Below are 21,651 nucleotides of genomic sequence, written 5' to 3' on the forward strand. Positions count from 1 at the left end.
CGGAATTTCCTGCCCCGGGCTGTCTGTCATCCCCCCGCGAACCCTAGGAAAAGGTAACTGATCCCCATGTCCCATATTGATGATCTCTCCCAGCTCGGCACCTCCACCTGGTTGGATGATCTCTCCCGCGACCGCATCTCCACCGGCAACCTCAAGCAGGTCATCGAGGAGAAATCCATCGTTGGTGTCACCACCAACCCGGCCATCTTCGCCGCCGCAATGTCCAAGGGCAACGCCTACGACGATCAGATCGACCAGCTGAAGACCGCCGGCGCATCCGTCGACGAGGCCGTCTACGCGATGAGCATCGATGATGTGCGCGATGCCTGCGACCTGTTCACCGACATCTACGAGTCCACCGGTGGTTATGACGGCCGTGTCTCCATCGAGGTGGACCCCCGCATCTCCGCTGATGCCGCAGCCACCCTGGAGCAGGCGAAGGAGCTGTGGGCCAAGGTCGACCGACCCAACGTCATGATCAAGATCCCGGCCACCCCGGGTTCCCTCCCCGCCATCTCCGACGCCCTGGCGGAGGGCATCAGTGTGAACGTCACCCTGATCTTCTCTGTGGATCGTTACCGCCAGGTCATCAAGGCCTACATCGATGGTGTCAAGCGTGCCGCCGAGAACGGCCATGATGTGTCCAAGATCCACTCCGTGGCCTCCTTCTTCGTCTCCCGTGTGGACACCGAGATCGACCGGCGTCTGGAGGAGATCGGCACCGATGAGGCTCTCGAACTGCGCGGCAAGGCCGGTGTGGCCAACGCCCGCCGCGCCTACGCCCTGTACAGGGAGCTCTTCGCCGAGGCTGATCTGCCCGAGGGGGCCAACACCCAGCGCCCGCTGTGGGCATCCACCGGTGTGAAGAACCCCGACTACCCCGCCACCCTGTATGTCTCCGAGCTGGCTGGCCCGGACACCGTCAACACCATGCCGGAAGGTACCATTGACGCTGTGCTCGAGCAGGGCAACCTGCACGGCGATACCCTGACCGACACCGCCGATGAGGCCGAGCAGCTTTTCACCCGCCTGGGTGAGCTCGGTGTCGATCTCGGCGATGTCTTCGAGGTACTGGAAAATGAGGGCGTGGAGAAATTCGTGGCATCCTGGAGCGAGCTCCTGGAGTCCATGGAAGCCCGCCTGAAGTAGTCCGGTTCATCCAGCAGACACGCTGTCTCGTCACGGCCGGGGCTCGTACGTTTTCCACGTCAGGCCTCCGGCCGTTTCACCATCTCCAAGAAAGGATCGTGACGCTTCACCGTGAGCTCCCACACGAATCCCACCACCTGGATTAATCCCCTGCGTGATCCCCAGGACAAACGACTGCCCCGCATCGCGGGACCGTCCGGCCTGGTCATCTTCGGTGTCACCGGTGACCTCGCCCGCAAGAAGCTCCTCCCCGCGATCTATGATCTGGCCAACCGTGGTCTGCTCCCCCCGGGTTTCGCCCTGGTGGGTTACGGACGCCGTGACTGGAGCAAGGAGGACTTCGAGAACTACGTGCGCGAGGCCGTGGAGGCCGGCGCCCGTACCGAATTCCGCGGAAACGTGTGGGAACGCCTCGCCGAGGGCATGGAATTTGTCAAGGGCAACTTCGACGACGATTCCGCCTTCGACAATCTCGCGGACACGCTTAAGCGTCTCGACGAGACCAGGGGCACCGCCGGCAACTGGGCCTTCTACCTATCCATCCCGCCGGATTCCTTCGCGGCGGTCTGCCACCAGTTGGAGCGCTCAGGTATGGCGGCATCCACAGACGAATCCTGGCGACGGGTGATCATCGAGAAGCCCTTCGGCAATGATCTCAAGACCGCGCATGAACTCAATGAGACGGTCAACGCTGTCTTCCCCGAGGAATCGGTCTTCCGCATCGACCATTACCTGGGCAAGGAAACCGTCCAGAACATTCTGGCCCTGCGTTTCGCCAACCAGCTGTTCGAGCCGTTGTGGAACTCCAATTATGTCGATCATGTGCAGATCACCATGGCGGAGGACATCGGATTGGGGGGACGCGCCGGTTATTATGACGGCATCGGTGCCGCCCGTGATGTCATCCAGAACCACCTGATCCAGCTGCTGGCCCTGGTGGCCATGGAGGAGCCCATCTCCTTCACCCCCACCCAGCTGCAGGCAGAGAAGATCAAGGTGCTTCGTGCCACCAAGCCGAGCCTGCCGATCGCGGAGAACTCCGCGCGTGGCCAGTATTCCGCCGGCTGGCAGGGGTCTGAATATGTCAAGGGTCTGCGGGAGGAGGATGGTTTCGATCCGGAATCCACCACCGAGACCTATGCCGCCTGCACCCTGGAGATCACCTCCCGCAGGTGGGCGGGTGTGCCGTTCTACCTGCGCACCGGCAAACGCCTGGGTCGTCGTGTCACCGAGATCGCCGTGGTGTTCAAGGATGCCCCCCACCAGCCCTTCGATCCCGGCATGACCGCGGCACTCGGTAACAACGCCATCGTGATCCGTGTGCAGCCCGACGAGGGTGTGCTCATCCGTTTCGGATCCAAGGTGCCCGGATCTGCCATGGAGGTCCGTGATGTGAATATGGACTTCTCCTATTCCGAGTCCTTCACCGAGGAATCCCCCGAGGCGTATGAGCGTCTCATCCTGGATGCGCTTCTCGATGAGTCCAGCCTCTTCCCCACCAATGAGGAAGTGGAACTGAGCTGGAAGATCCTGGATCCGATCCTGGAGATCTGGGAGGAGAATGGCCAACCGGAGGAGTATCCCGCCGGCACATGGGGACCGAAGAGCGCCGATGAGATGCTGGCACGCAACGGCCACCAGTGGCGCAGGCCGTAGGAAAGGGCACTAACCAATGATCTTTGAACTTCCAGATACCTCCACCCACAAGATCGCCAAGACACTGTCGCGTCTGCGTGAATCAGGCACCCAGGTGACCACCGGTCGTGTGCTCACCCTCATCGTTGTCGCACGCTCCGACAATGATGTCCAGGCCATCACCGAATCCACCAATGAGGCCTCCCGCGAGCACCCGTCGCGTGTGATCGTGCTCGTGGTGGGTTCCCGTGATGCCGAACCGAAGGTGGATGCCGAGGTGCGCATCGGTGGTGACGCCGGTGCCGCCGAGATGATCATCATGCACCTGTCCGGCCCGGTTGCGGGCAACCTGCAGTCGGTGGTCACCCCACTGCTGCTGCCGGACACCCCGATCGTGGTGTGGTGGCCCACCGACGCCCCGGCGAACCCCTCCACCAACGCCATCGGTAAGATCGCCCAGCGCCGGATCACCGATGCCATGCACGGTGGCAGTGAGTCGCTCGAGGACCGGGTGGAGAACTACCACCCCGGGGACACCGACATGACCTGGGCCCGCCTCACACAGTGGCGCGGTCTGGTGGCCTCCTCCCTGGACCACCCACCCCACGGTGAGGTGGTCTCGGCGCGGGTGGAGGGACCGTCGACAAGCGTGTCGGTGGATCTGGCGGCCGGGTGGCTCGCCGGACGTCTGCAGGTGCCGGTGACCCGGGTGGCCACCAACGAGCCGACCGTGCCCTGCGATGAGGACGGCACCCCGATGCTGGCGGTGCGACGGGTGGAGATCGAACGCACCACCGGCACCGTGATCATCAGCATCCAGGATGCACGCACCCTGCGGGTGGAGATCACCGACAGCGAGGTCCCGCCCTCACTGGTGGCCATCGGGCGTCGCAGTGAGGCGGATTGCCTGTCCGAGGAACTACGACACATGGATCCCGACATGGGATACCAGCACGCACTCGCGGGCCTGTCCCAGGTCAAGCGGGTCTACGAGGAAAGGTAGGGTTCACAATGGTCGAGGTCATCAGGGTCACGGATACAGAGGACCTGGTCAACCGGGCGGCGGAGCGGTTCGTCGATGTCGCACGGGCCGCCACCGCACCCGGCGGCGGCATCAACTATGACGGTGTGGCCAGGATCGTGCTCACCGGAGGCACAGCCGGCATCAAACTGTTGGAGAAGGTCGCCGGGATCGGTGCCGATCTGCCGTGGGAGAAGATCCACATCTTCTTCGGTGATGAACGCAATGTCCCGGTCACCCACCCGGAATCCAATGAGGGACAGGCCCGCGAGGCACTGCTGTCCAGGGTTGCCATCCCGGAGGACAACATCCACGGCTACGGGCTTGAGGGCCTGGATGCGGCTGCCCTGGCGGAGTCCGCCGCCGACTATGAGCGGGTGATCGACCAGTTCGCCCCACGCGGGTTCGATCTGCACCTGCTGGGCATGGGATACGAGGGGCACATCAACTCCCTGTTCCCCCACACCGATGCGGTGCGCGAGGAGACCCGTCGGGTGATCCCGGTGCTGGATTCACCCAAGCCCCCGGCGGAGCGCGCCACCCTGACGTTGCCGGCCGTCCGGTCATCCCAGCGCGTGTGGCTGCTGGTATCGGGTGCGGAGAAGGCCGAGGCGGCAGCCGCGGTCGTGGGTGGCGCATCCGCCGAGGACTGGCCGGCCGCCGGCGCCACCGGTGCCGCAGAGACGCTGATGTTCCTCGCCGACGACGCGGCCACCGGAATCTGACCGGTTTGTCAGGCCGCCACCGCCCCGACAAACCGGTCGTGGGCGGTGATGGCGAAATCCGGGCTGAGCAGCGGATTGTCGATCCCCACCGCCAGGCGGGTGGCCAGTTCCCCGTAGGCGGGGGCGAGTTTGAATCCGTGCCCGGAACCACCGGTGAGTACCACCACGTCACCGACCCGGTCGATGATCGGGGCTTTGGTGGAGGTGTAGGTGTCATAGTGCACGGAATACCGGTTGGGTTCGGGCAGGACACCGGGGAACAGATCGTGGACCCTGCGCCCGAAGGCGGAGACCGCCGCACGTTCCAGGCGGAGGTCGGATTCCTCGACACGGGGGCAGCTCGGTCCTCCCCAGAGATCCAGGCCGGCGATCTTCACGCTGTAGCCATCCACGCTGGGTGCACCGAAGATGTGGAAACCATCGCGGTCGCGGATGAAACACGGCATGCGGTCCGGCGTGAAGGCGGCGGTGTCGGTGGGCAGGAACCAGGTGAGGACCAGCTTCCTGACCTCGATGAGGTCCCGGATCTCGGGCACCACCGCGGCGCTCCAGGCCCCGGTGGTCACGATGACCTGATCCACCATCATCTCGCTGTCACCGGTGGTGATCCGGACGCCCGCCCCCGTGTCCTCGATGCCGGTGATCCCGGTGTGGTCATACACCCGGGCTCCATTGCGCCGGGCCTGTTCGATGGCGCTGATCACCGCCAGTTCCGGACGCAGGGCACCGCCCTGGAGATCCAGCACCCCGGCCTCGTCATCGCGGGTGTCCATCCCGGTGTAACGCTCGCGTAGTTGCTGCGCGGTGAGGCGTTCATGCGGGAGATCATGATCGCTGACGGACGCCAACAGCGATTGGAAGGCGGCGGTGTCCTCCTTGCCGGTGGACAGCACTCCGAAGTTGTGGAGCAGCTGCCGCCCGGATGCCGCCCCGAGCTGCAACCACAGCTCCCGGGCGCGACGGAGCAGGGGGACGTAGGTGGAGCCTTCGTGATATGCCATCCGGAACAGACGTGACTCACCGGTGTAGGCACCATAACCGTGTCCGATGCCGAATTGTTCAAACCCTATGGCTTCAATACCCGGCGTTCTGCTGAGATGCCACAACGCCATGGAACCTGTGGAACCGAGTCCCACTACAGCAATTTTTCTATTCATTGATATTGACTCCCATGTTCTCATAGTTTCCCTGCATGTGAAATACCCCACGTGTCATCCACCTCACACCAGTGCGGGTTTATCCCACAGGTTGACGGTGGTGCCGATGCCTTTGATCAGCGCGTTCTCATAGACCTGGGTGGCCCAGGCGACATCCTCCACCGGCATGCCACCGACCGAATAGAGGATGATCTCCTCATTGTTGAGGCGGGCGGGCATGATGCCCTCGCAGATGTCACCCATCTGACGGACCCTGCCCTGATCGAGCTTCCCGGCGCGTATGAGGTCATGCCAGTGGGTGCCGGGGATGCCGAGCAGCTGGTACGCCCGGTCGCCGTATTCCTCGGCCCAGGCGTCGTAAAGCCCCATGTAGTCGACGACGAGGCGGGCGTCGCCGGTGAGGAAGCTGTCGTCGAAACGCGCGGCCGCCGGCAGGAGCAGGAGCGCACCGGGTGCGAGCCAGTCCCGGCGGAGATACGGGAAGGCGGAGGAGCCCGCGGCGTCGGTGGTGGTGGCGGCGATGACGATGTCCGCCCCGTCCACCGCCTTCTCCACGGTGGGTGCAGCCGTCACTGTGACGTGTGGCCAGCGGGCGTGGACCCAGTCGGTGAAGGCCGCCACTCCCCCGGCGCTGCGTCCCTTGACCGTGATGGTGGTGATCCCGCTGCGCAGTGCCATGCAGGCTTCGGTGATGGTGCGCGCCATGACGCCGGGGCCGATGACCGCGAGGGTGCTGGCGTGCTCGACGGCGAGGTGTTTGACCCCGACCCCGGGAACCGCGCCGGTGCGGTAGGCGGAGAGCAGGTTGGCGGACATGATGGCCTTCGGCGCGCCGGTGTCGGTGTCGTTGAGCACGAAGGTGTGGATGGACCGGGGCAGGCCGCGGGTGCGGTTGGCCGCGTTGGAGCCGTACCACTTGACCCCGGTGTTGTTGAAGCGACCGCCCAAGTAGGCGGGCATGGCCATGAAGCGGCGGTCGGGGCCGTCGGCGGGCATGCTGTCGAAGGCGGGGTTGGCTGGGAAGGTGATCATGGCGCCGTGGGAGTTGGCGTTCTGGCCGGCCATCCGGTAGTCACCCTGCGCGAGGAGCACGAGGGTCTCCTCCATGACGTCCACGCAGGAGGCGATGTCGGCGACACCCGCGTCGATCATGTCGGTTTCATTGAGGAAGAGGAAGTTGATCATCGTGCGTCTTCTTTCTGGTCTGTGTTGCGCTTTGCGACGCCCGCCCGGTCAGCGGGTGCGGTCTCCTCGGGGATGCGGGTCTCCGGGTTGGTGCGGCTGGCCATGCCCACCGGGGTGAGGCTGTAGGCAGATTCGGCGTGGATGGCTGTGTCGATGCCGGTGTACTCGTCCTCGGACGCGATACGGATCGGGGTGATCCGGTTCATCACGGTGGCGATGAGCCAGGTCATGCCGAAGGCGTAGCCGAGGGTGATGATGATGGCCAGTGGTTCACGCCAGAGCAGGGACAGCTCCCCGCCACGGAGCACGCCGGCCAGTCCCGCCGGAGCATCGGGTGAGCCCAGGAGCATGACGAACAGTGCTCCGGCCACGCCGGCCATGCCGTGGACGGCGAAGACATCGAGGGTGTCGTCGATGCGGTGGGTGCGTTTCCAGGAGATGACCCAGGCGGCCACGGCGGATCCGAGGAACCCGGTGATCAGGGCACCCACCGGGCTGACCGCGTCGGCTGCCGGGGTGATGGCGACCAGCCCGGCGATGATGCCGGTGGCCAGGCCCAGCAGGGTGGAGCGTCCCTCCCGGATGCGTTCGATGAGGATGAAGCCGAGCATGCCTCCACCGGTGGCCAGGAGCGTGGTGACGACCACATAGCTGGCCAGGAAGTTCGCTCCCCCGGCGGTGCCGCCGTTGAAACCGAACCAGCCGACCATGATCATCCCGGCGCCGAGCAGTGTCATCGGCAGGCTGTGGGGTCGCACCGCCATGCTGTGGCGACGTCCGAGCACCAGAGCCAGTGCCAGGCCCGAGGCGCCGGCGTTCATGTGGATGGCGGTGCCGCCGGCGAAGTCATGGAAGCCGAGTGCGGTGATCATCCAACCGCCGCCGAAGACCCAGTGTGCGAGCGGGGCGTAGACGAGGGTGAGCCAGATGGCACCGAAGACCATCCAGGCCCCGAACTTCATGCGGCCCGCCGCACCCGAGGCCACCAGAGCCAGTGAGATGGCGGCGAAGAGGACGTAGAAACCAGCCCACATCAGTCCACCGGCCCCGTCGTCAGCCATGATGTCGTGGAAGCCGAGGTGGTCGAGGGGATTACCGATGATGCCGAGGCCACCGATCGAGTTGCCCATCACCAGGCCGTGGCCGTAGGTGACGTACACGAGGCAGGTCACCGCGAGGGCACCCATGACCATCATGAGGGTGTTGAGCACCTGGTGTCCGCCGAGCATTCCACCGTAGAGCAGGGCCAACCCGGGGAACATGAGGCTGACCAATGCGAAAGCTGCGAGAATCCAAGCGAGATCTGAGGGGTCCATTTGTCGGCCTTTCAGGGAGGGGGTCGGTTACCGGATGCACTATTTTCTATTGCATAACAGATAACCTAGTGCAGGTGTTTCTATCGGTCAATAGTTTAAAACCGGTGGGTGATGGACATCACCTGGAGAATGCAAAAAAGGCCTGCCCCGAAGGGCAGGCCTTGAAAGATCAGGTGCTAGGAGTACGCCTGGATGAGGTTGAGCGCGACAATGCAGATCAACCAGATGACTGCGGTCAGGATGGTGACGCGGTCCAGGTTCTTCTCCACCACCGTGGAACCGGAGAGGTTGGACTGGACGCCACCACCGAAGAGGCTTGACAGACCTCCGCCCTTACCCTTGTGCAGCAGGACGAAGACCGTCATGAGCACGCTGGCGAGAACGAGGACGATTTGAAGCGTCAGTGCCATGTGGGGAGAATCCTTTGCCGTTAAGTTGTCTATCCATCACGCCCGGATGACACCGGGCAACTTTAGACAGTATACACAGGGTGCGGGTTCCCGGGGCGTCTGGCGCCCTAACCCGAGTTGCGCAGGGCCGTGGACAATCCATTCATGGTCAGGCGGATATTACGTGGGACAGCCGTGCCCTCATCACCGGACCGGTACCGGCGCATCATCTCCACCTGGATGACATTGAGCGGCAGCAGGTACGGGAACCGACTGCGCACCGATCGCGCCAGCGCCGGGTTGTCATCGAGCAGGTCCTGGGAACCGGTGATGGTGCAGAACATCTCCTTGGTCAGGAAATACTCCCCGAAGATGGTCTCATAGATCCGGTCCGCCACCTCGCGATCCGGGATGAGATCGGCGTACAACCTGGCCAGGCGCAGTTCCGCCTTGCTCATCACCTGGGCCATGTTGTCCAGCACCGAGGTGAAGAACGGCCAGCACCGGTTGAGTTCCTGCAGCTCCGCGATGCGCTCCGCAGCCCCCTCCCCCTCACCGATCCACTCACGCAGTGCGGTACCCACACCGAACCAGCCCGGCAGCATGACACGGGACTGGGACCAGCTGAGCACCCACGGGATGGCACGCAGATCCTCCACCGTGTTGGTCTGTTTACGTGAGGAGGGTCGGGAACCGATGTTGAGGGATCCGATCTCCTGCAGGGGGGTGGACTGGGTGAAGTACTGGATGAATCCGGGATCCTCATGGACCAGTGATGAGTACCTGCGGAAGCTCAACTCCGAGATCTCCCCCATGATCTGGTGCGCGCGTTCCCGATTGGGCAGTTCCACATCATCCAGAAGCGATGCCTCCAGCGTCGCGGACACCAGGGCCTCAAGGTTGCGGCGTGCCGTATCCGGGTTACCGTACTTCGCGGAGATGATCTCGCCCTGTTCAGTCACCCGCACCGCACCCCGGACCGCGCCCTTGGGCTGGGCCAGGATCGCATCATAGGAGGGGCCACCGCCACGACCCACCGTGCCACCACGACCGTGGAAGAGACGGAGCTTGACATTACGGCCCCGGCATAGTTCGACCAGGCGTAACTCCGCGTCGTAAAGCGCCCAGTTGGCGGCGAAGTACCCGCCGTCCTTGTTGGAGTCGGAATACCCCAGCATGACCTCCTGGACGTTGTCCCGCTGCTCAAGGTAATTGCGGTAGAGGTCGATGTCCCACAATTCCTCCAGGATGCCCGCGCCACGCTGGAGGTCATCGATCGTCTCGAACAGCGGGATCACGTCGACGCTGCCCGTCGGGTTCTTCCCGTTGGCCCGGATCAGACCGAACTCCTTGAGCAGCACCATCGGTTCGAGGATGTCCGTGACGGAAGAGGCCATGGAGATGATGCAGTGCGGCACCATGAGAGGACCGAATTTACGCACGGCCTCCGCGGCCTTCGAAAAAATCCCCAGTTCACGGTTGGTGGCCTCGGAGTAGTCCGGGTCCCCGTGCGGGATGAGCGGGCGGGGTGTGCTCAGTTCGCGGATCAGCAGGTCCAGCTTCTCCGCCTCCGTCAACCCGCGGTAGTTCTTCTCGGTCTGGGCGGTGGCGAACAATTCGGTGAGGACATCCTCGAAACCGTCGGAATTCTGGCGCAGATCCAGGGAGTAGAGGTTGAACCCGAAGCTGTCCAGGGCCGAGCGCAGCATGGCCAGACGGTCATCGGCGATGATGTCATCCCGGGACATTCTCAGGGAACCATCCACGATATCGAGGTCGCGTTTGAACTCGTGGGTATCGGTATAGGGCGTGAAGGTCTTGAACCAGGTGCCCTCGACCGCCTCCTCACCGATCAGGGCGGCCGTGGTGGCCAGCATCCGGCCACGCATGCCGTGGATGGCCCGCCGGTAGGGTTCATCAACCCGGCTGGGCATGTCATTCTGGCCGGCATCGGCAAGCACACGCAGCTCATCGCTGATGACGTTCATCCGGTCGGAGAGACTGAGTTCGTGTTCCAGGGCGTGCAGTTGCTTGACGTAGTACTTGAGCACGGTCTCCGCGGCCCGATGGGTGGCGTAGGTGACAGTCTCCGCGGTGACGAAGGGGTTGCCATCATGGTCCCCGCCGATCCAGGATCCCGGCCTGACCATCGCCGTGGTGGGGATATCCCCGCCGAAACGCCGGGCCAGTTCCACGGTCACATCATGATTGATGCGGGGGATCTCGGCCAACAGGCTGAGCTTGTAGTAGCGCAGTCCAACCTCGACCTCATCCTCGATGCGGGGACGGGCCACACGGATGAGGGCCGTCTGCCACAGGATCGTGATCCGTCGCCGGATGTTGCGCTCGATGTCATCCAGCTTGGACTGGGTCCGGGCATGCGTGGGCAGCGCCAGGAGGAGGTGGCGTTCCTCCATCAGGGCGGTGATGTGCTTCTGCGCGTCGAACACGGTACGACGTCGGGTTTCCGTCGGGTGCGCGGTGAGCACCGGGGCGACGAGCGCATTGCGGATCACCGCGGCGACCTCACCGCTGCCCACCCCGGCATCATCCAGTTTCACCCAGGTGGCCTCGAGGGTGCTGTCCGGCGCGGGCTCACCCGAGTTCAGGGCCTGTTCCCGCTGGGCTGCGTCATGCAAATCCTCCGCGAGGTTGGCCAACAGGGCGAAATGGGTGAAGGCTCGGGCCACGGGCGTGGCGTCCTCCGGGTCGATGCCAGCGAACACCTCCACCAGACTGTCCATCTCCGCGCGTCCCTTGGCGATGTCGAAGGAGGTCCGGCGGGCGCGTTCAACCAGTTCGAAGACATGGTGGCCCTCCTGCTCGGAGATCACCTCGCCCAGGATCCGGCCGAGATAACGGATATCGTCACGGAGAAGTTCATTCACGGTGGGGTTCAGCTCCTGTAGAAGTAGAAACCGCCCGCCGGATTCTCCTGGCTTAGGTTGATCTCGGCGGGCAGGGTTGGCTGTTTCCGGTGTCTAGACGGCGTTGGCCGCATTCGCGGCGAGTTTGGCGAAAGCCTCACCATCGAGGGAGGCCCCACCTACGAGGCCACCATCCACATCGGGCTGGCTGACGATCTCGGCGATGGTCTCCGCCTTCACGGAGCCACCGTAGAGAATGCGCATTCCTTCTGCGACCTCCTCGCCGGCGAGCTCGGTGACCAGGCCGCGGATGGCCTTGCAGACCTCCTGCGCGTCGGCTGCGGAGGCGACCTTACCGGTTCCGATGGCCCAGACGGGCTCGTAGGCGATGACAGTGTTGGCCAGCTCATCGGCACTCAGACCGGCGAGGGATGCGCGGGTCTGCTCGACCACGTAGTCCACATGGGTTCCCGCCTCGCGGATCTCAAGTGGCTCGCCGACACAGACGATCGGGCTGATGCCCTTGCTGAGCGCAGCCTTGGCCTTCGCCGCCACGAGCTCATCGGTTTCATTGTGGTACTCGCGTCGCTCGGAATGCCCGACGACAACCCAGGAACAGTTCAGCTTCGCCAGCATGGAGGCGGACACCTCACCGGTGTAGGCACCGGACTCGTGCTGGGAGACATCCTGCGCACCGTAGGTGATCTGCAGCTTGTCACCCTCCACCAGGGTCTGGACGGAGCGCAGATCGGTAAAGGGGACGATCACCGCCACGTCGACCTTCTCGTAGTAGTCCTTGTGCAGGGCGAATGCGAGCTTCTGGACCGTTCCGATGGCCTGCTGGTGATCCAGGTTCATCTTCCAGTTACCGGCGATGAGTGGTTTACGTGCCATGGGTGACACACCTTCCTTCTAGGGGGAGAAAACTTGAGCGGATGGGTGGGGTTAGTCCTTGAGGATCGCCACGCCCGGCAGTTCCTTGCCCTCGAGGAATTCGAGGGAGGCACCGCCACCGGTGGAGATGTGGGAGAAGCCCTCCTCATCCAGGCCGAGCACACGGACAGATGCTGCGGAGTCACCGCCGCCGACAACGGAGAACGCCCCGTTATTGGCGGTGGCGTCGATGATCGCCTGGGCAACACCACGGGTGCCGTCGGAGAAGGCCTCGAACTCGAAGACACCCATGGGGCCGTTCCAGAAGATGGTCTTGGAGGCACCGAGGACGTCGGCGAACTTCTCGACGGACTTCGGTCCGATGTCGAGGGAGAGCCACCCCTCCGGTGCGGAATCCAGGTCGGTGACCTTCTTCTCAGCATCCTTGGCGAACTCGGAGGCCCAGGTGAGATCAACGGGAAGGACGATCTTGTCGCCGAAGCGCTCGAGGAGATCCTTGCAGGTGTCGATCATCTCATCCTGGAGCATGGATTTCTGGACATCGTGTCCCTGGGCCTTGAGGAAGGTGTAGCACATGCCGCCACCGATGATGATGGAATCGGCCTTGGAGGCCAGCGCCTCGATGACACCGAGCTTGTCGGAGACCTTGGAGCCGCCGAGCACGACGGTGTACGGTGCCTCGGGGTTCTCGGCGATCTTCTCCAGCACAGAGATCTCGTTCTCCACCAGTCTGCCGGCGTAGTGTGGCAGGCGCTTGGCGATGTCGTAGACCGAGGTCTGTGCACGGTGGACCACGCCGAAACCATCGGAGACAAAGGCACCGTTGTCGGCGGCCAGGGCTGCGAGTTCATCGGCGAACGCACCGCGCTCAGCCTCATCCTTGGAGGTCTCACGTGGATCGAAGCGTACGTTCTCCAGCAGGAGGATATCGCCCTCGGTCAGGCCGTTTGCACGCTCATGGGCGTCTTCGCCGACGACATCGGCTGCCAGCGCCACGTACTGACCGAGCTCGTCGGACAGTGCCTCAGCCACCGGGGCGAGGGAGTACTTCTCGTTGACCTCACCCTTGGGGCGGCCGAGGTGGGACATGACGATGACCTTGGCGCCGGCTTCGGTCAGTGCCTTCAGGGTGGGCAGGGAGGCGATGATGCGGCCCTTGTCGGTGATTTCACGATCATCGTTGAGGGGGACGTTGAAGTCCGAACGAACGATGACGTGACGTCCGTCGACGCCTTCGTCGAGCAGATCCTTGAGGGTCTTTACAGCCATGCCGTACTCCTTGGGTTTTGTTTGGTGAAGTTCAGTGGGGTGGACTGGGGTGGACTGGGGTGGACTGGGGTGGAATGCGTCTCGTGCCCGCGCAGTCGTATCTAGATTGTAGTGAAGCCGACACGGAAATGACCCGGGGTGTGCCGAGGCACACCCCGGGTCAGAGGGTCAGCCGCAGGACCGGGCACTGGGTTCAGTCCGAGCGAACTGTGGCTTCAAGGATTTGGGCTAGATCTTGGAGGCAACCAGCTCGGTCAGACGAAGCAGCTGGCAGGTGTAGCCCCACTCGTTGTCGTACCAGGAGACCACCTTGACGGTGTTGCCGGAGACCTTGGTCAGGCCTGCGTCGAAGATGGAACCGTGGGAGTCGGTGACGATATCGGTGGAGACGATCGGCTCCTCGGTGTAGGCCAGGGTCTCAGCCAGCTCGCCGGTGGCGGCTTCCTTGATGGCTGCATTGATGGACTCGACAGTGACGTCGGAGTTGGTGGTGAAGGTCAGGTCGGTGGCGGAACCGGTGATGACCGGGACGCGGAGTGCGTAACCGTCCAGCTTGCCCTTAAGCTCGGGCAGAACCAGGGCGACAGCCTTGGCTGCACCGGTGGAGGTCGGGACGATGTTGACTGCTGCAGCACGGGCACGACGCAGATCCTTGTGGGGAGCATCGTGGAGGCGCTGGTCACCGGTGTAGGCGTGGATGGTGGTCATCAGGCCGTTCTCGATGCCGAACTTGTCGTTGAGCACCTTGGCGATCGGCGCGAGGCAGTTGGTGGTGCAGGATGCGCCGGAGATGACGTGGTGGTTCTCCGGGTCGTAGTCCTGGTGGTTGACACCGTAGACGAAGGTCGCATCCTCGTTGGATGCCGGTGCGGAGATGATGACCTTCTTGGCGCCGGCATCGATGTGCGCCTTGGCTGCCTGGGCATCGGTGAAGAAACCGGTGGACTCGATAACGATATCAACGTTGTGGGCAGCCCAGTCGAGGTTCTTGGGGTCGCGCTCAGCGTAGACGGCGATGCGGTTGCCTCCGACGGTGATGGACTCGTCATCGTACTCGACCTCTTCGGAGAGACGTCCGAGGATGGAGTCGAACTTCAGGAGGGTCGACAGGGTCTTGTTGTCAGTCAGGTCGTTGACAGCAACAATCTCGAGATCATCGCTGCGCTCGAGAACCGCGCGGTAGAAGTTACGTCCGATACGGCCAAAACCGTTGATACCAACACGAATCGTCATATTGTTGCTCCTCATGAAATGGTGGGGAAGTTACATTGTTCAAAGATTCAAACTCACCGGTGTCGCAGGCACCGGCCATCAGGTTCACTCGTGGAAACTTGAGACTTACCTAACATCTGAATCTACCGATATTGGTTTCGTTGCCCAGTCTGTGGCGCGTTAACCTAACCACGATTTTAACGCCATCCGGCAATTCCCGCAGGGCTTTTCTGCATGAACGGACATGATCAGAAATTCCAGCCCGCCCGATCAGGGGTGGCATCCCACCTTTCCCTCGCCCCGGGTGAGCGTTCGTGAAACATCCACCCGGACTCACGCCGACTTCACCCCCACACAGGGCTGACAATGGTCAGACCATAGGCCATGGAAGTCCACGCCACAGGGTTCCACCATTGTGATGCAAATCACCTTATATCATGAAACTAATCCCCCTCCCCCGATCACCGCGTGTCGTTTCAGCGGGGCATGGAACGGGATCTACAACTCGTCGAGAAGCTCTTCCGTCACCGCAACCGTGGTGTCGGGGATGCCGAGATCACGGGCGCGCTTGTCCGCCGTCGTCAGCAGTCTACGGATACGACCGGCGACCGCATCCTTGGTCATCTGGGGATCGGCGAGGCGGCCGAGCTCCTCCAGGGATGCCTGGCGGTGCTGGACCCTGAGCTGCCCGGCTTCCGCGAGGTGTTCAGGAACGTCATCACCGAGGATCTTCATCGCCCGTTCCACCCGGGCCGCCGCAGCCACCGCCGCGCGCGCCGATCTGCGGAGATTGGCATCATCGAAGTTGGCCAGACGGTTGGCCGGGGTACGGACCTCCCGGGACAGGCGCTTCTCCTCCCAGACAATGCGGGACTTCTGCGCACCGATCCGCGTGAGCAGAGCGCCGATGGCCTCCGCATCCCTGACCACAACCCGCTCGGACCCGCGGGAGTCCTTCGTCTTGGCGGTAACACCGATTCTGCGGGCGCATCCCACCAGCGCGAGCGCCGCCTCCTGGCACGGGCATACCACCTCCAGCGCGGAGGATCTGCCTGGATCTGTGAGGGAACCACCTGCCAGGAACGCCCCACGCCATGCCGCCTCCGCCTCACTGATCGTGCCGGAGATAACCTGGGGCGACAACCCCCGGATGAGATGCCCCGACCTGGTCACCAACCCGGCCCTGCGGGCCACCTCATCGGCGTTGTGCACGATGCGGACCAGATACTTCGGGTTTTTCCGTGCGCCACCGGGAGTGACCGTGTGCACCTGCACATCGGTGTCATACAGCTGGCTGATGAACTCCTGGAGCCGTCGGGCAACCGCCATGCTATCGAGGTTGACCTCTATGACCAGCCGTCCTGCGATCGCCTGCATCTCACCGGCGAAACGCAGCAGGGCGGAGACCTCCGCTGCCTTCGCACTCTGACGGGTCACCGAGACCCTTGCCAATTCATCCTTGATGTCAGTTGTCAGTGACAAAGTCAACCTTCCTTGAACCGCTACAGAGGGCGATACGTGCCACCCTCCCCCACGGTTGAAAAATTCCTGACCCTTCAGCCTAGTGGACTGGGCCGGGGCCTACCTGCGCGCCGTGATCTCCGCATACCGTTTCATCAGTGCATCACACAGTTTGGAGGGATCGTGGACACTGGTGAACCGCCCACGGCCATCCTCGGCGCGGACATCCTGGAAACTGACCTCCGCTCCGAGGGTTTTCGCTGTCCTGGCGATGTGGTCGCGTTCGGAGGTCAGGGTGACCGTGCCGGAATCAACGATGACATGGTCGACTTTGAGGTTGGTGGCATGCTGCCGCAGAACATGGATGTGGCGCTCGGCAGAGAAACCGTTGGTTTCGCCCGGCTCGGCGGTCAGGTTCAAGACTAGAATCTTGACCGCATCAGTCTGGTCGAGGGCCTCGACCACGTCGGGCACAAGGATATGGGGAATCACGGAGGAGAACCAGGAACCCGGTCCGAGAGTCACCAGATCCGCATCCAGGATGGCCTGCACCGCCTCGGGGTTGGCTTCAGGACGCTCGGGGATCAAACGGACCCGGCGTACCTGCCCGGGGGTTGCCGCCACTGCAACCTGGCCGCGGACCTGTCGGATCAGACGCGGATCCTGATCCAGACCCGAGACCTCAGCCTCGAGATCCAGTGGTTCCACACAGACCGGGAGAACCCGTCCCCGGGAACCCGCCAGCTCAGCGACCTTGTCCAGCGCGAGTTGTGAGGTGCCGAAAATATCGGTCAGCGCAACAATGAGCAGGTTGCCCAGGGCATGGCCCGCCAGGGCACCATGTCCCCCGAAGCGGTGCTGGAGGAGGCCCTCCCACAGCATCCCGTCCTCGTCATCAGTGGTCAGTGCAGCCAGTGCCATCCTCAGATCCCCCGGTGGGATCTGCCCCAGCTCGTGTCGGATTCGTCCCGAGGACCCACCGTCATCCGCCACCGTCACCACCGCATTGATCCTCTCCGGACCACAGTTGCGTACCGCCCGCAGCGTCTGGAAGAGCCCGTGACCACCCCCGAGACTAGTGATGGTATGCGGGTGGTCCGCAGTGCAGGCGGGGGTCGGGGCGAGATCGTCGGAAGTCAAGAGGGAAGCCATTTCAGAGGTGGGGTTGGGAATGCCGGACAGAAAGGTCATGAGGGTGCCTGCACCGCCTAGTTACGATTGATGTCGCGGTGCACCACGGACACATCCAGGTCTGGGCGCTCGCCCAGACGGCGGGCCAGTTCCTCGGATACTGCCACCGAACGGTGGTGGCCACCGGTGCAGCCGATGCCCACGGTGATGAAGTTCTTCCCCTCATGGCGGTAACCGGGCAGCATGTCGTCGAGCATGGCGATGAAGTTGTCGAGGAATTCCCCCGCCCCCTTCTGGCTGAGCACATAGTCGGAAACCGGCTTGTCCACACCCCGGAAGGGCCGCAGCTCGGGAACCCAGAACGGGTTGGGGAGGAAACGCGCGTCGATGATGAAATCGGCATCACGTGGGGAACCGTGTTTGAAGCCGAAGGACTCAATGGTGACATGCTGGACACGCTTGGCGATCGTGCGGAAGGACGATTCAATGGCACGACGCAGGTCATGGACGGACAACTCTGAGGTGTCGATGACCACATCGGCCTCCTCCTTGAGATCCGAGAGCATCTGCCGTTCGCGCTCGATACCGACCTGGAGGGTCTGACTGCCCTGGAGGGGATGGGTGCGTCGCACATTGTCGAAGCGGCGGATGAGCTCATCATCGCGGGCATCCAGGAACAGTACCGTGGGGGCCAGGTTCTTCTCCTCCAGCTCGGTGATGGTTTCACGCAGACCACCCCGGAACTCCCGGGAACGCACATCACAGACCACGGCGACCTTATCCACCGGGGAGTCCTCGCGGGCACACATCTCCACCAGGGGCAGGATCATCTGAGGTGGCAGGTTGTGGGTGACAAACCACCCCAGGTCCTCCAGAACCCGGGCCGCGGTGCTGAGACCCGCGCCGGACATCCCCGTGATGATAACCGGGGTGAAGGTGGTTTCAGGGGCGGAGGGAGACGAAGCAGGGGACGTGACCGGGGTCGCAGTTTCAGGCACCGTTGAGCCAGGGGTTTGGTTCATGTCCTACATACTAGTCAGGCCATGGTCAGCCACACATCATTCCGGCGGGTGCAGTGCCTCGAAGACACTCTGTGCCAGTTTGGGCCCGAAACCCCTCACCCCGGCAATGTCCCCAACGGTGGCCTCCCTCAACCGTGCCACCGAACCGAAGTGCTTCACCAGTTCGGTGCGACGCGCCTGGCCGAGACCCCTGATGTCATCGAGTTCTGAGACCCGCATCCGTTTGGATCGCTGCTGGCGGTGGTAGGTGATGGCGAAGCGGTGTGCCTCGTCGCGGACCTGCTGGAGCAGGAACAGCGCTGGGGAGTTACGTGGCAGGATCACCGGATCGGGATCACCGGGCAGCCAGATCTCCTCCAGCCGCTTGGCCAGACCCACCAGGGTGACATCGACGATGCCCAACTCATCGAAGACCTCCTGGGCAGCCGCGACCTGGGGTGCACCACCATCGACGATGAACAACTGTGGCGGGTAGGCGAACCGCCTGTTGTCCGTGGACATCTCCTCGACCTTCTCATCGGAGAAGGTGGCGTCGTCGAGTTCCTCCGGAACGGCGAGCTTGTCGCGGTGATGCCGCAGGAAACGTCGCCGGGTCACCTCGGCGATGGATGCGACATCATTGGAATGTCCATCACCGGCTGCCTCCTTGATGCGGTAGCGGCGGTAATCGGACTTGCGGGGCAACCCATCCTCGAAGACCACAAGGGAGGCCACCACATCTGTGCCCTGGATATGGGAGATGTCGGTGCATTCGATACGCAGGGGGGCCTGTTCCATATCCAGGGCCTCCTGGATATCCTGCAGTGCCGCCGAGCGGGCGGTGAGGTCCCCCACCCGCTTGATCTTGTGCTGTTTGAGCTGTTCCCGGGCGTTCTTCTCCACCGTTTCCATGAGGGAACGCTTGTCCCCGCGCTGGGGAACCCGCAGATCCACACCAGCGCCACGGAGCTCCTCGAGTACTTTGCGGGTTTCCTGCGCCTCGTGGGGCTCCACCTGGACCAGGATCTCGCGCGGGACCACGGCCGGGGTGGCCTCGCGGTACTGGTCCACTCCCCTGCGCTCAATGTGTTCGGCATCCTCGGCGGCCTCGGATTCCGCACGCTCCACGGCATCACCATAGAACTGCACGAGGAAGTGCTGCATGAGGTGTGGCAGTGCGGGATCCGGTCCCTCAGCATCGGAGTCGTCGGGGAGGTCCCAGTCACCGGTCTTCTCCACGACCCAGCCACGCTGGCCACGGATGCGTCCGCCGCGGACATGGAAGATCTGCACGGCGGCCTCCAGTTCATCGGTGGCGAAGGCGATGATGTCGGCATCGGTTCCGTCACCGAGGACCACGGCCTGCTTCTCCATCACCTTGTTGATGGCGCCGAGATCATCGCGCAGACGAGCTGCCCGTTCGAAGTCGAGCTCCTCCGAGGCTGCCATCATCTCGGCGGTGAGTTCGCGGGTCACCTTGTCGGTGTGCCCCGACATGAAGGAACAGAAACCCTCGACGATCTCCCGGTGTTCCTCCTCGCTCACCCTGCCCACACAGGGCGCGGCGCACTTATCGATATATCCCAGCAGACACGGCCTGCCCAGGTTCTCGTGACGGTTGAACACACCCTTGGAGCAGGTGCGCATGGGAAAAACCCGGATGAGCAGATCGAGGGTTTCACGCACCGCCCAGGCATGGGAGTACGGCCCGTAGTAGCGCACCCCCTTACGGCGGGGACCGCGGTAGAAGAAGGCCCGTGGGAACCGCTCGCCGGTGGACACCGCCAGCATGGGATAGGACTTGTCATCGCGGTACTTGACGTTGAACCGGGGATCGAAACGTTTGATCCAGGTGTATTCGAGCTGGAGTGCCTCCACCTCGCTGCCGACCACGGTCCACTCCACCGAGGATGCGGCGAAGACCATCTGCCGTGTGCGGGGATGCAGTTGGGTGACATCCTGGAAATAATTGGACAGGCGGGCGCGGAGGTTTTTCGCCTTGCCCACGTAGATGACACGGCGGGCATCATCGCGGAATTTATAAACGCCCGGCTCCGTGGGAATGGTCCCGGGCGCCGGGCGGTAGGTGGTCGGGTCGGCCATGGGTGACGCTAGTCCTCCGGCATGTACTTGTTCTCGAGTTCACGGAATTCAGCCACGGCACGCACGACCGACTCACCATCGCGGGCCTGGAACGCCCACATGGGGACGAACTCGAAATCCGGGAGCTCCAGGCGTGCCACGCGGGCACCCTTCGGGAAGGACATGCCGTAGATGACAGCCCAGGGGTAGAAACGGGTGCCGATGAAGTTGCGGACCTCAACACCGTCCTCATTGGCGCGGACCCGGGCACGGGTGAAACCGATGTAGGCCAGGACGGACAGCAGTACACCGACACCGGGGAAGGCCAGGGTGTCAATGAAGGAGACGGCGGCACCGGTGAAATCGACATCCACCACGGCACCCATGAAGATGTGGACCGCCATAACCACCACGACGATGATCCAGGCCAGCTGTTTCATCGTCTTCGAGGTGACCACCAGACGCCACGGTTTATCGGTGGTGGTTCCCGCGTAGGCTGCGGTGTAGAGCTGCAGCTCCTCATCGCTGAGCCGTGTCGTCTGCCCACTGCCGGCCTGAGGGGTGGTCCCATCCACGTTGTTTCGATCCTCCGTTGCGCCGTCAGGAGCGTTGGTCGTCACTGTTTCACAAATCCTTCATTTCAGTTCCTGCGTGGGGTTTCTGGAAGACAGTCTACCCCCTGTCGGCACGAATCCGGGAAAGCACCAGCGCGGTATCGAGCGCGGCCACCATGGCCTCGGCGCCCTTGTCCTCCACAGAGCCCTCCGCACCGGAACGTTCGATCGCCTGCTCCTCGGTGTTGGTGGTCAGCACACCATTGCCGATCGGGGTGGAGGTGTCGAGCGCGATACGGGTCAGGCCTTCAGTCACCGAGTCGCATACGTAGTCGAAGTGGGGGGTGCCACCGCGGATGACGCATCCCAGGGCCACCACCGCATCGTGGGTGCGGGCGAGTTCCTGGACCACCACGGGCAGTTCCAGGGCACCGACCACACGGTATTCACTGACCTCTGCCCCGGCGGCGCGTCCCGCGGTGACGGCGTGGTCATGCAGGCGGTCGCAGATCTCCGCGTTCCACCGGGCGGTCACCACGGCGACACGGAGTCCCGTGGCATCGGGCAGGGTGATCTCGGGCAGTCCTTCTTTGGCCATACTGA

18 protein-coding genes are annotated in these 21,651 nt (G+C 63.3%); 4 read left to right on the forward strand and 14 right to left on the reverse strand.

Annotation, left to right across the window (positions count from 1 at the left end; translation table 11 throughout):
• Positions 1 to 66 precede the first annotated feature (66 nt).
• From tal to pgl, 4 genes are all read left to right on the forward strand, one after another.
• Positions 67 to 1,149 (forward strand): transaldolase, encoded by a 1,083-nt coding sequence (gene tal, locus CE_RS08445; RefSeq protein ID WP_006767696.1) that lies wholly within the window; start codon positions 67 to 69, stop codon positions 1,147 to 1,149.
• Between the two features lie 111 nt (positions 1,150 to 1,260).
• A complete protein-coding gene (gene zwf / locus CE_RS08450) occupies positions 1,261 to 2,805 on the forward strand; it encodes a glucose-6-phosphate dehydrogenase (RefSeq protein ID WP_006767697.1) in 1,545 nt (514 codons plus the stop codon).
• A 16-nt stretch (positions 2,806 to 2,821) separates the two neighbouring features.
• Positions 2,822 to 3,787: a glucose-6-phosphate dehydrogenase assembly protein OpcA gene (locus CE_RS08455; protein ID WP_006767698.1), complete on the forward strand. Its 966-nt coding sequence runs from the start codon at positions 2,822 to 2,824 to the stop codon at positions 3,785 to 3,787.
• A gap of 8 nt (positions 3,788 to 3,795) precedes the next feature.
• Complete coding sequence (pgl, locus tag CE_RS08460) at positions 3,796 to 4,530, forward strand: 6-phosphogluconolactonase (RefSeq protein WP_006767699.1); 735 nt, start codon at positions 3,796 to 3,798, stop codon at positions 4,528 to 4,530.
• 8 nt (positions 4,531 to 4,538) lie between these two features.
• Here the strand turns inward: pgl and solA are convergent, their stop codons facing one another.
• From solA to ribH, 14 genes are all read right to left on the reverse strand, one after another.
• A complete protein-coding gene (gene solA, locus CE_RS08465; protein ID WP_035108822.1) occupies positions 4,539 to 5,687 on the reverse strand; it encodes an N-methyl-L-tryptophan oxidase in 1,149 nt (382 codons plus the stop codon).
• Between the two features lie 63 nt (positions 5,688 to 5,750).
• Positions 5,751 to 6,872 carry a tyramine oxidase subunit B gene (locus CE_RS08470; protein ID WP_006767701.1) on the reverse strand — a complete coding sequence of 374 codons (1,122 nt, stop codon included), beginning with the start codon at positions 6,870 to 6,872 and terminating at the stop codon, positions 5,751 to 5,753.
• Entirely contained in the window at positions 6,869 to 8,188 is a 1,320-nt protein-coding gene (locus CE_RS08475; RefSeq protein ID WP_006767702.1) for an ammonium transporter, read from the reverse strand. Before CE_RS08475 ends, CE_RS08470 begins: the two co-directional genes overlap by 4 nt.
• A 176-nt stretch (positions 8,189 to 8,364) precedes the next feature.
• Positions 8,365 to 8,598: a preprotein translocase subunit SecG gene (secG, locus tag CE_RS08480; protein ID WP_006767703.1), complete on the reverse strand. Its 234-nt coding sequence runs from the start codon at positions 8,596 to 8,598 to the stop codon at positions 8,365 to 8,367.
• 107 nt (positions 8,599 to 8,705) lie between these two features.
• Positions 8,706 to 11,465 (reverse strand): phosphoenolpyruvate carboxylase, encoded by a 2,760-nt coding sequence (ppc, locus tag CE_RS08485; protein ID WP_006767704.1) that lies wholly within the window; start codon positions 11,463 to 11,465, stop codon positions 8,706 to 8,708.
• Positions 11,466 to 11,558: 93 nt separating this feature from the next.
• Positions 11,559 to 12,338, reverse strand: a complete 780-nt coding sequence (tpiA, locus tag CE_RS08490; RefSeq protein ID WP_006767705.1) for a triose-phosphate isomerase — start codon at positions 12,336 to 12,338, stop codon at positions 11,559 to 11,561.
• 51 nt (positions 12,339 to 12,389) lie between these two features.
• Complete coding sequence (gene pgk / locus CE_RS08495) at positions 12,390 to 13,607, reverse strand: phosphoglycerate kinase (RefSeq protein ID WP_006767706.1); 1,218 nt, start codon at positions 13,605 to 13,607, stop codon at positions 12,390 to 12,392.
• A gap of 228 nt (positions 13,608 to 13,835) precedes the next feature.
• A complete protein-coding gene (gene gap, locus CE_RS08500) occupies positions 13,836 to 14,840 on the reverse strand; it encodes a type I glyceraldehyde-3-phosphate dehydrogenase (RefSeq protein WP_011075570.1) in 1,005 nt (334 codons plus the stop codon).
• A 477-nt stretch (positions 14,841 to 15,317) separates the two neighbouring features.
• The gene (whiA, locus tag CE_RS08505; RefSeq protein WP_143758448.1) at positions 15,318 to 16,301 is read right to left on the reverse strand and encodes a DNA-binding protein WhiA; all 984 of its coding nucleotides are present in this window, start codon (positions 16,299 to 16,301) and stop codon (positions 15,318 to 15,320) included.
• Positions 16,302 to 16,400: 99 nt separating this feature from the next.
• Positions 16,401 to 17,471 carry a gluconeogenesis factor YvcK family protein gene (gene yvcK / locus CE_RS08510; RefSeq protein ID WP_006767710.1) on the reverse strand — a complete coding sequence of 357 codons (1,071 nt, stop codon included), beginning with the start codon at positions 17,469 to 17,471 and terminating at the stop codon, positions 16,401 to 16,403.
• Positions 17,472 to 17,488: 17 nt separating this feature from the next.
• Positions 17,489 to 18,433, reverse strand: coding sequence for an RNase adapter RapZ (rapZ, locus tag CE_RS08515; protein ID WP_011075572.1), 945 nt, complete (start codon positions 18,431 to 18,433; stop codon positions 17,489 to 17,491).
• A 36-nt stretch (positions 18,434 to 18,469) separates the two neighbouring features.
• Positions 18,470 to 20,515: an excinuclease ABC subunit UvrC gene (uvrC, locus tag CE_RS08520; RefSeq protein WP_006767712.1), complete on the reverse strand. Its 2,046-nt coding sequence runs from the start codon at positions 20,513 to 20,515 to the stop codon at positions 18,470 to 18,472.
• A gap of 8 nt (positions 20,516 to 20,523) precedes the next feature.
• Entirely contained in the window at positions 20,524 to 21,114 is a 591-nt protein-coding gene (locus CE_RS08525) for a PH domain-containing protein (protein ID WP_006767713.1), read from the reverse strand.
• Between the two features lie 52 nt (positions 21,115 to 21,166).
• Entirely contained in the window at positions 21,167 to 21,646 is a 480-nt protein-coding gene (gene ribH / locus CE_RS08530) for a 6,7-dimethyl-8-ribityllumazine synthase (RefSeq protein WP_006767714.1), read from the reverse strand.
• Between the last annotated feature and the right edge of the window lie 5 nt (positions 21,647 to 21,651).

Origin of the sequence: Corynebacterium efficiens YS-314, assembly GCF_000011305.1 — a bacterium.
GTDB classification, from domain to species: domain Bacteria; phylum Actinomycetota; class Actinomycetes; order Mycobacteriales; family Mycobacteriaceae; genus Corynebacterium; species Corynebacterium efficiens.

What these genes read in the sequence shown, in the direction of transcription:
- tal (WP_006767696.1), top strand. Translation starts at nt 67, where the DNA reads ATGTCCCATATTGATGATCTCTCCCAGCTCGGCACCTCCACCTGGTTG.
- CE_RS08455 (WP_006767698.1), top strand. Translation starts at nt 2,822, where the DNA reads ATGATCTTTGAACTTCCAGATACCTCCACCCACAAGATCGCCAAGACA.
- pgl (WP_006767699.1), top strand. Translation starts at nt 3,796, where the DNA reads ATGGTCGAGGTCATCAGGGTCACGGATACAGAGGACCTGGTCAACCGG.
- solA (WP_035108822.1), bottom strand. Translation starts at nt 5,687, where the DNA reads ATGAATAGAAAAATTGCTGTAGTGGGACTCGGTTCCACAGGTTCCATG.
- CE_RS08470 (WP_006767701.1), bottom strand. Translation starts at nt 6,872, where the DNA reads ATGATCAACTTCCTCTTCCTCAATGAAACCGACATGATCGACGCGGGT.
- CE_RS08475 (WP_006767702.1), bottom strand. Translation starts at nt 8,188, where the DNA reads ATGGACCCCTCAGATCTCGCTTGGATTCTCGCAGCTTTCGCATTGGTC.
- secG (WP_006767703.1), bottom strand. Translation starts at nt 8,598, where the DNA reads ATGGCACTGACGCTTCAAATCGTCCTCGTTCTCGCCAGCGTGCTCATG.
- tpiA (WP_006767705.1), bottom strand. Translation starts at nt 12,338, where the DNA reads ATGGCACGTAAACCACTCATCGCCGGTAACTGGAAGATGAACCTGGAT.
- pgk (WP_006767706.1), bottom strand. Translation starts at nt 13,607, where the DNA reads ATGGCTGTAAAGACCCTCAAGGATCTGCTCGACGAAGGCGTCGACGGA.
- gap (WP_011075570.1), bottom strand. Translation starts at nt 14,840, where the DNA reads ATGACGATTCGTGTTGGTATCAACGGTTTTGGCCGTATCGGACGTAAC.
- yvcK (WP_006767710.1), bottom strand. Translation starts at nt 17,471, where the DNA reads ATGACCTTTCTGTCCGGCATTCCCAACCCCACCTCTGAAATGGCTTCC.
- rapZ (WP_011075572.1), bottom strand. Translation starts at nt 18,433, where the DNA reads ATGAACCAAACCCCTGGCTCAACGGTGCCTGAAACTGCGACCCCGGTC.
- uvrC (WP_006767712.1), bottom strand. Translation starts at nt 20,515, where the DNA reads ATGGCCGACCCGACCACCTACCGCCCGGCGCCCGGGACCATTCCCACG.
- ribH (WP_006767714.1), bottom strand. Translation starts at nt 21,646, where the DNA reads ATGGCCAAAGAAGGACTGCCCGAGATCACCCTGCCCGATGCCACGGGA.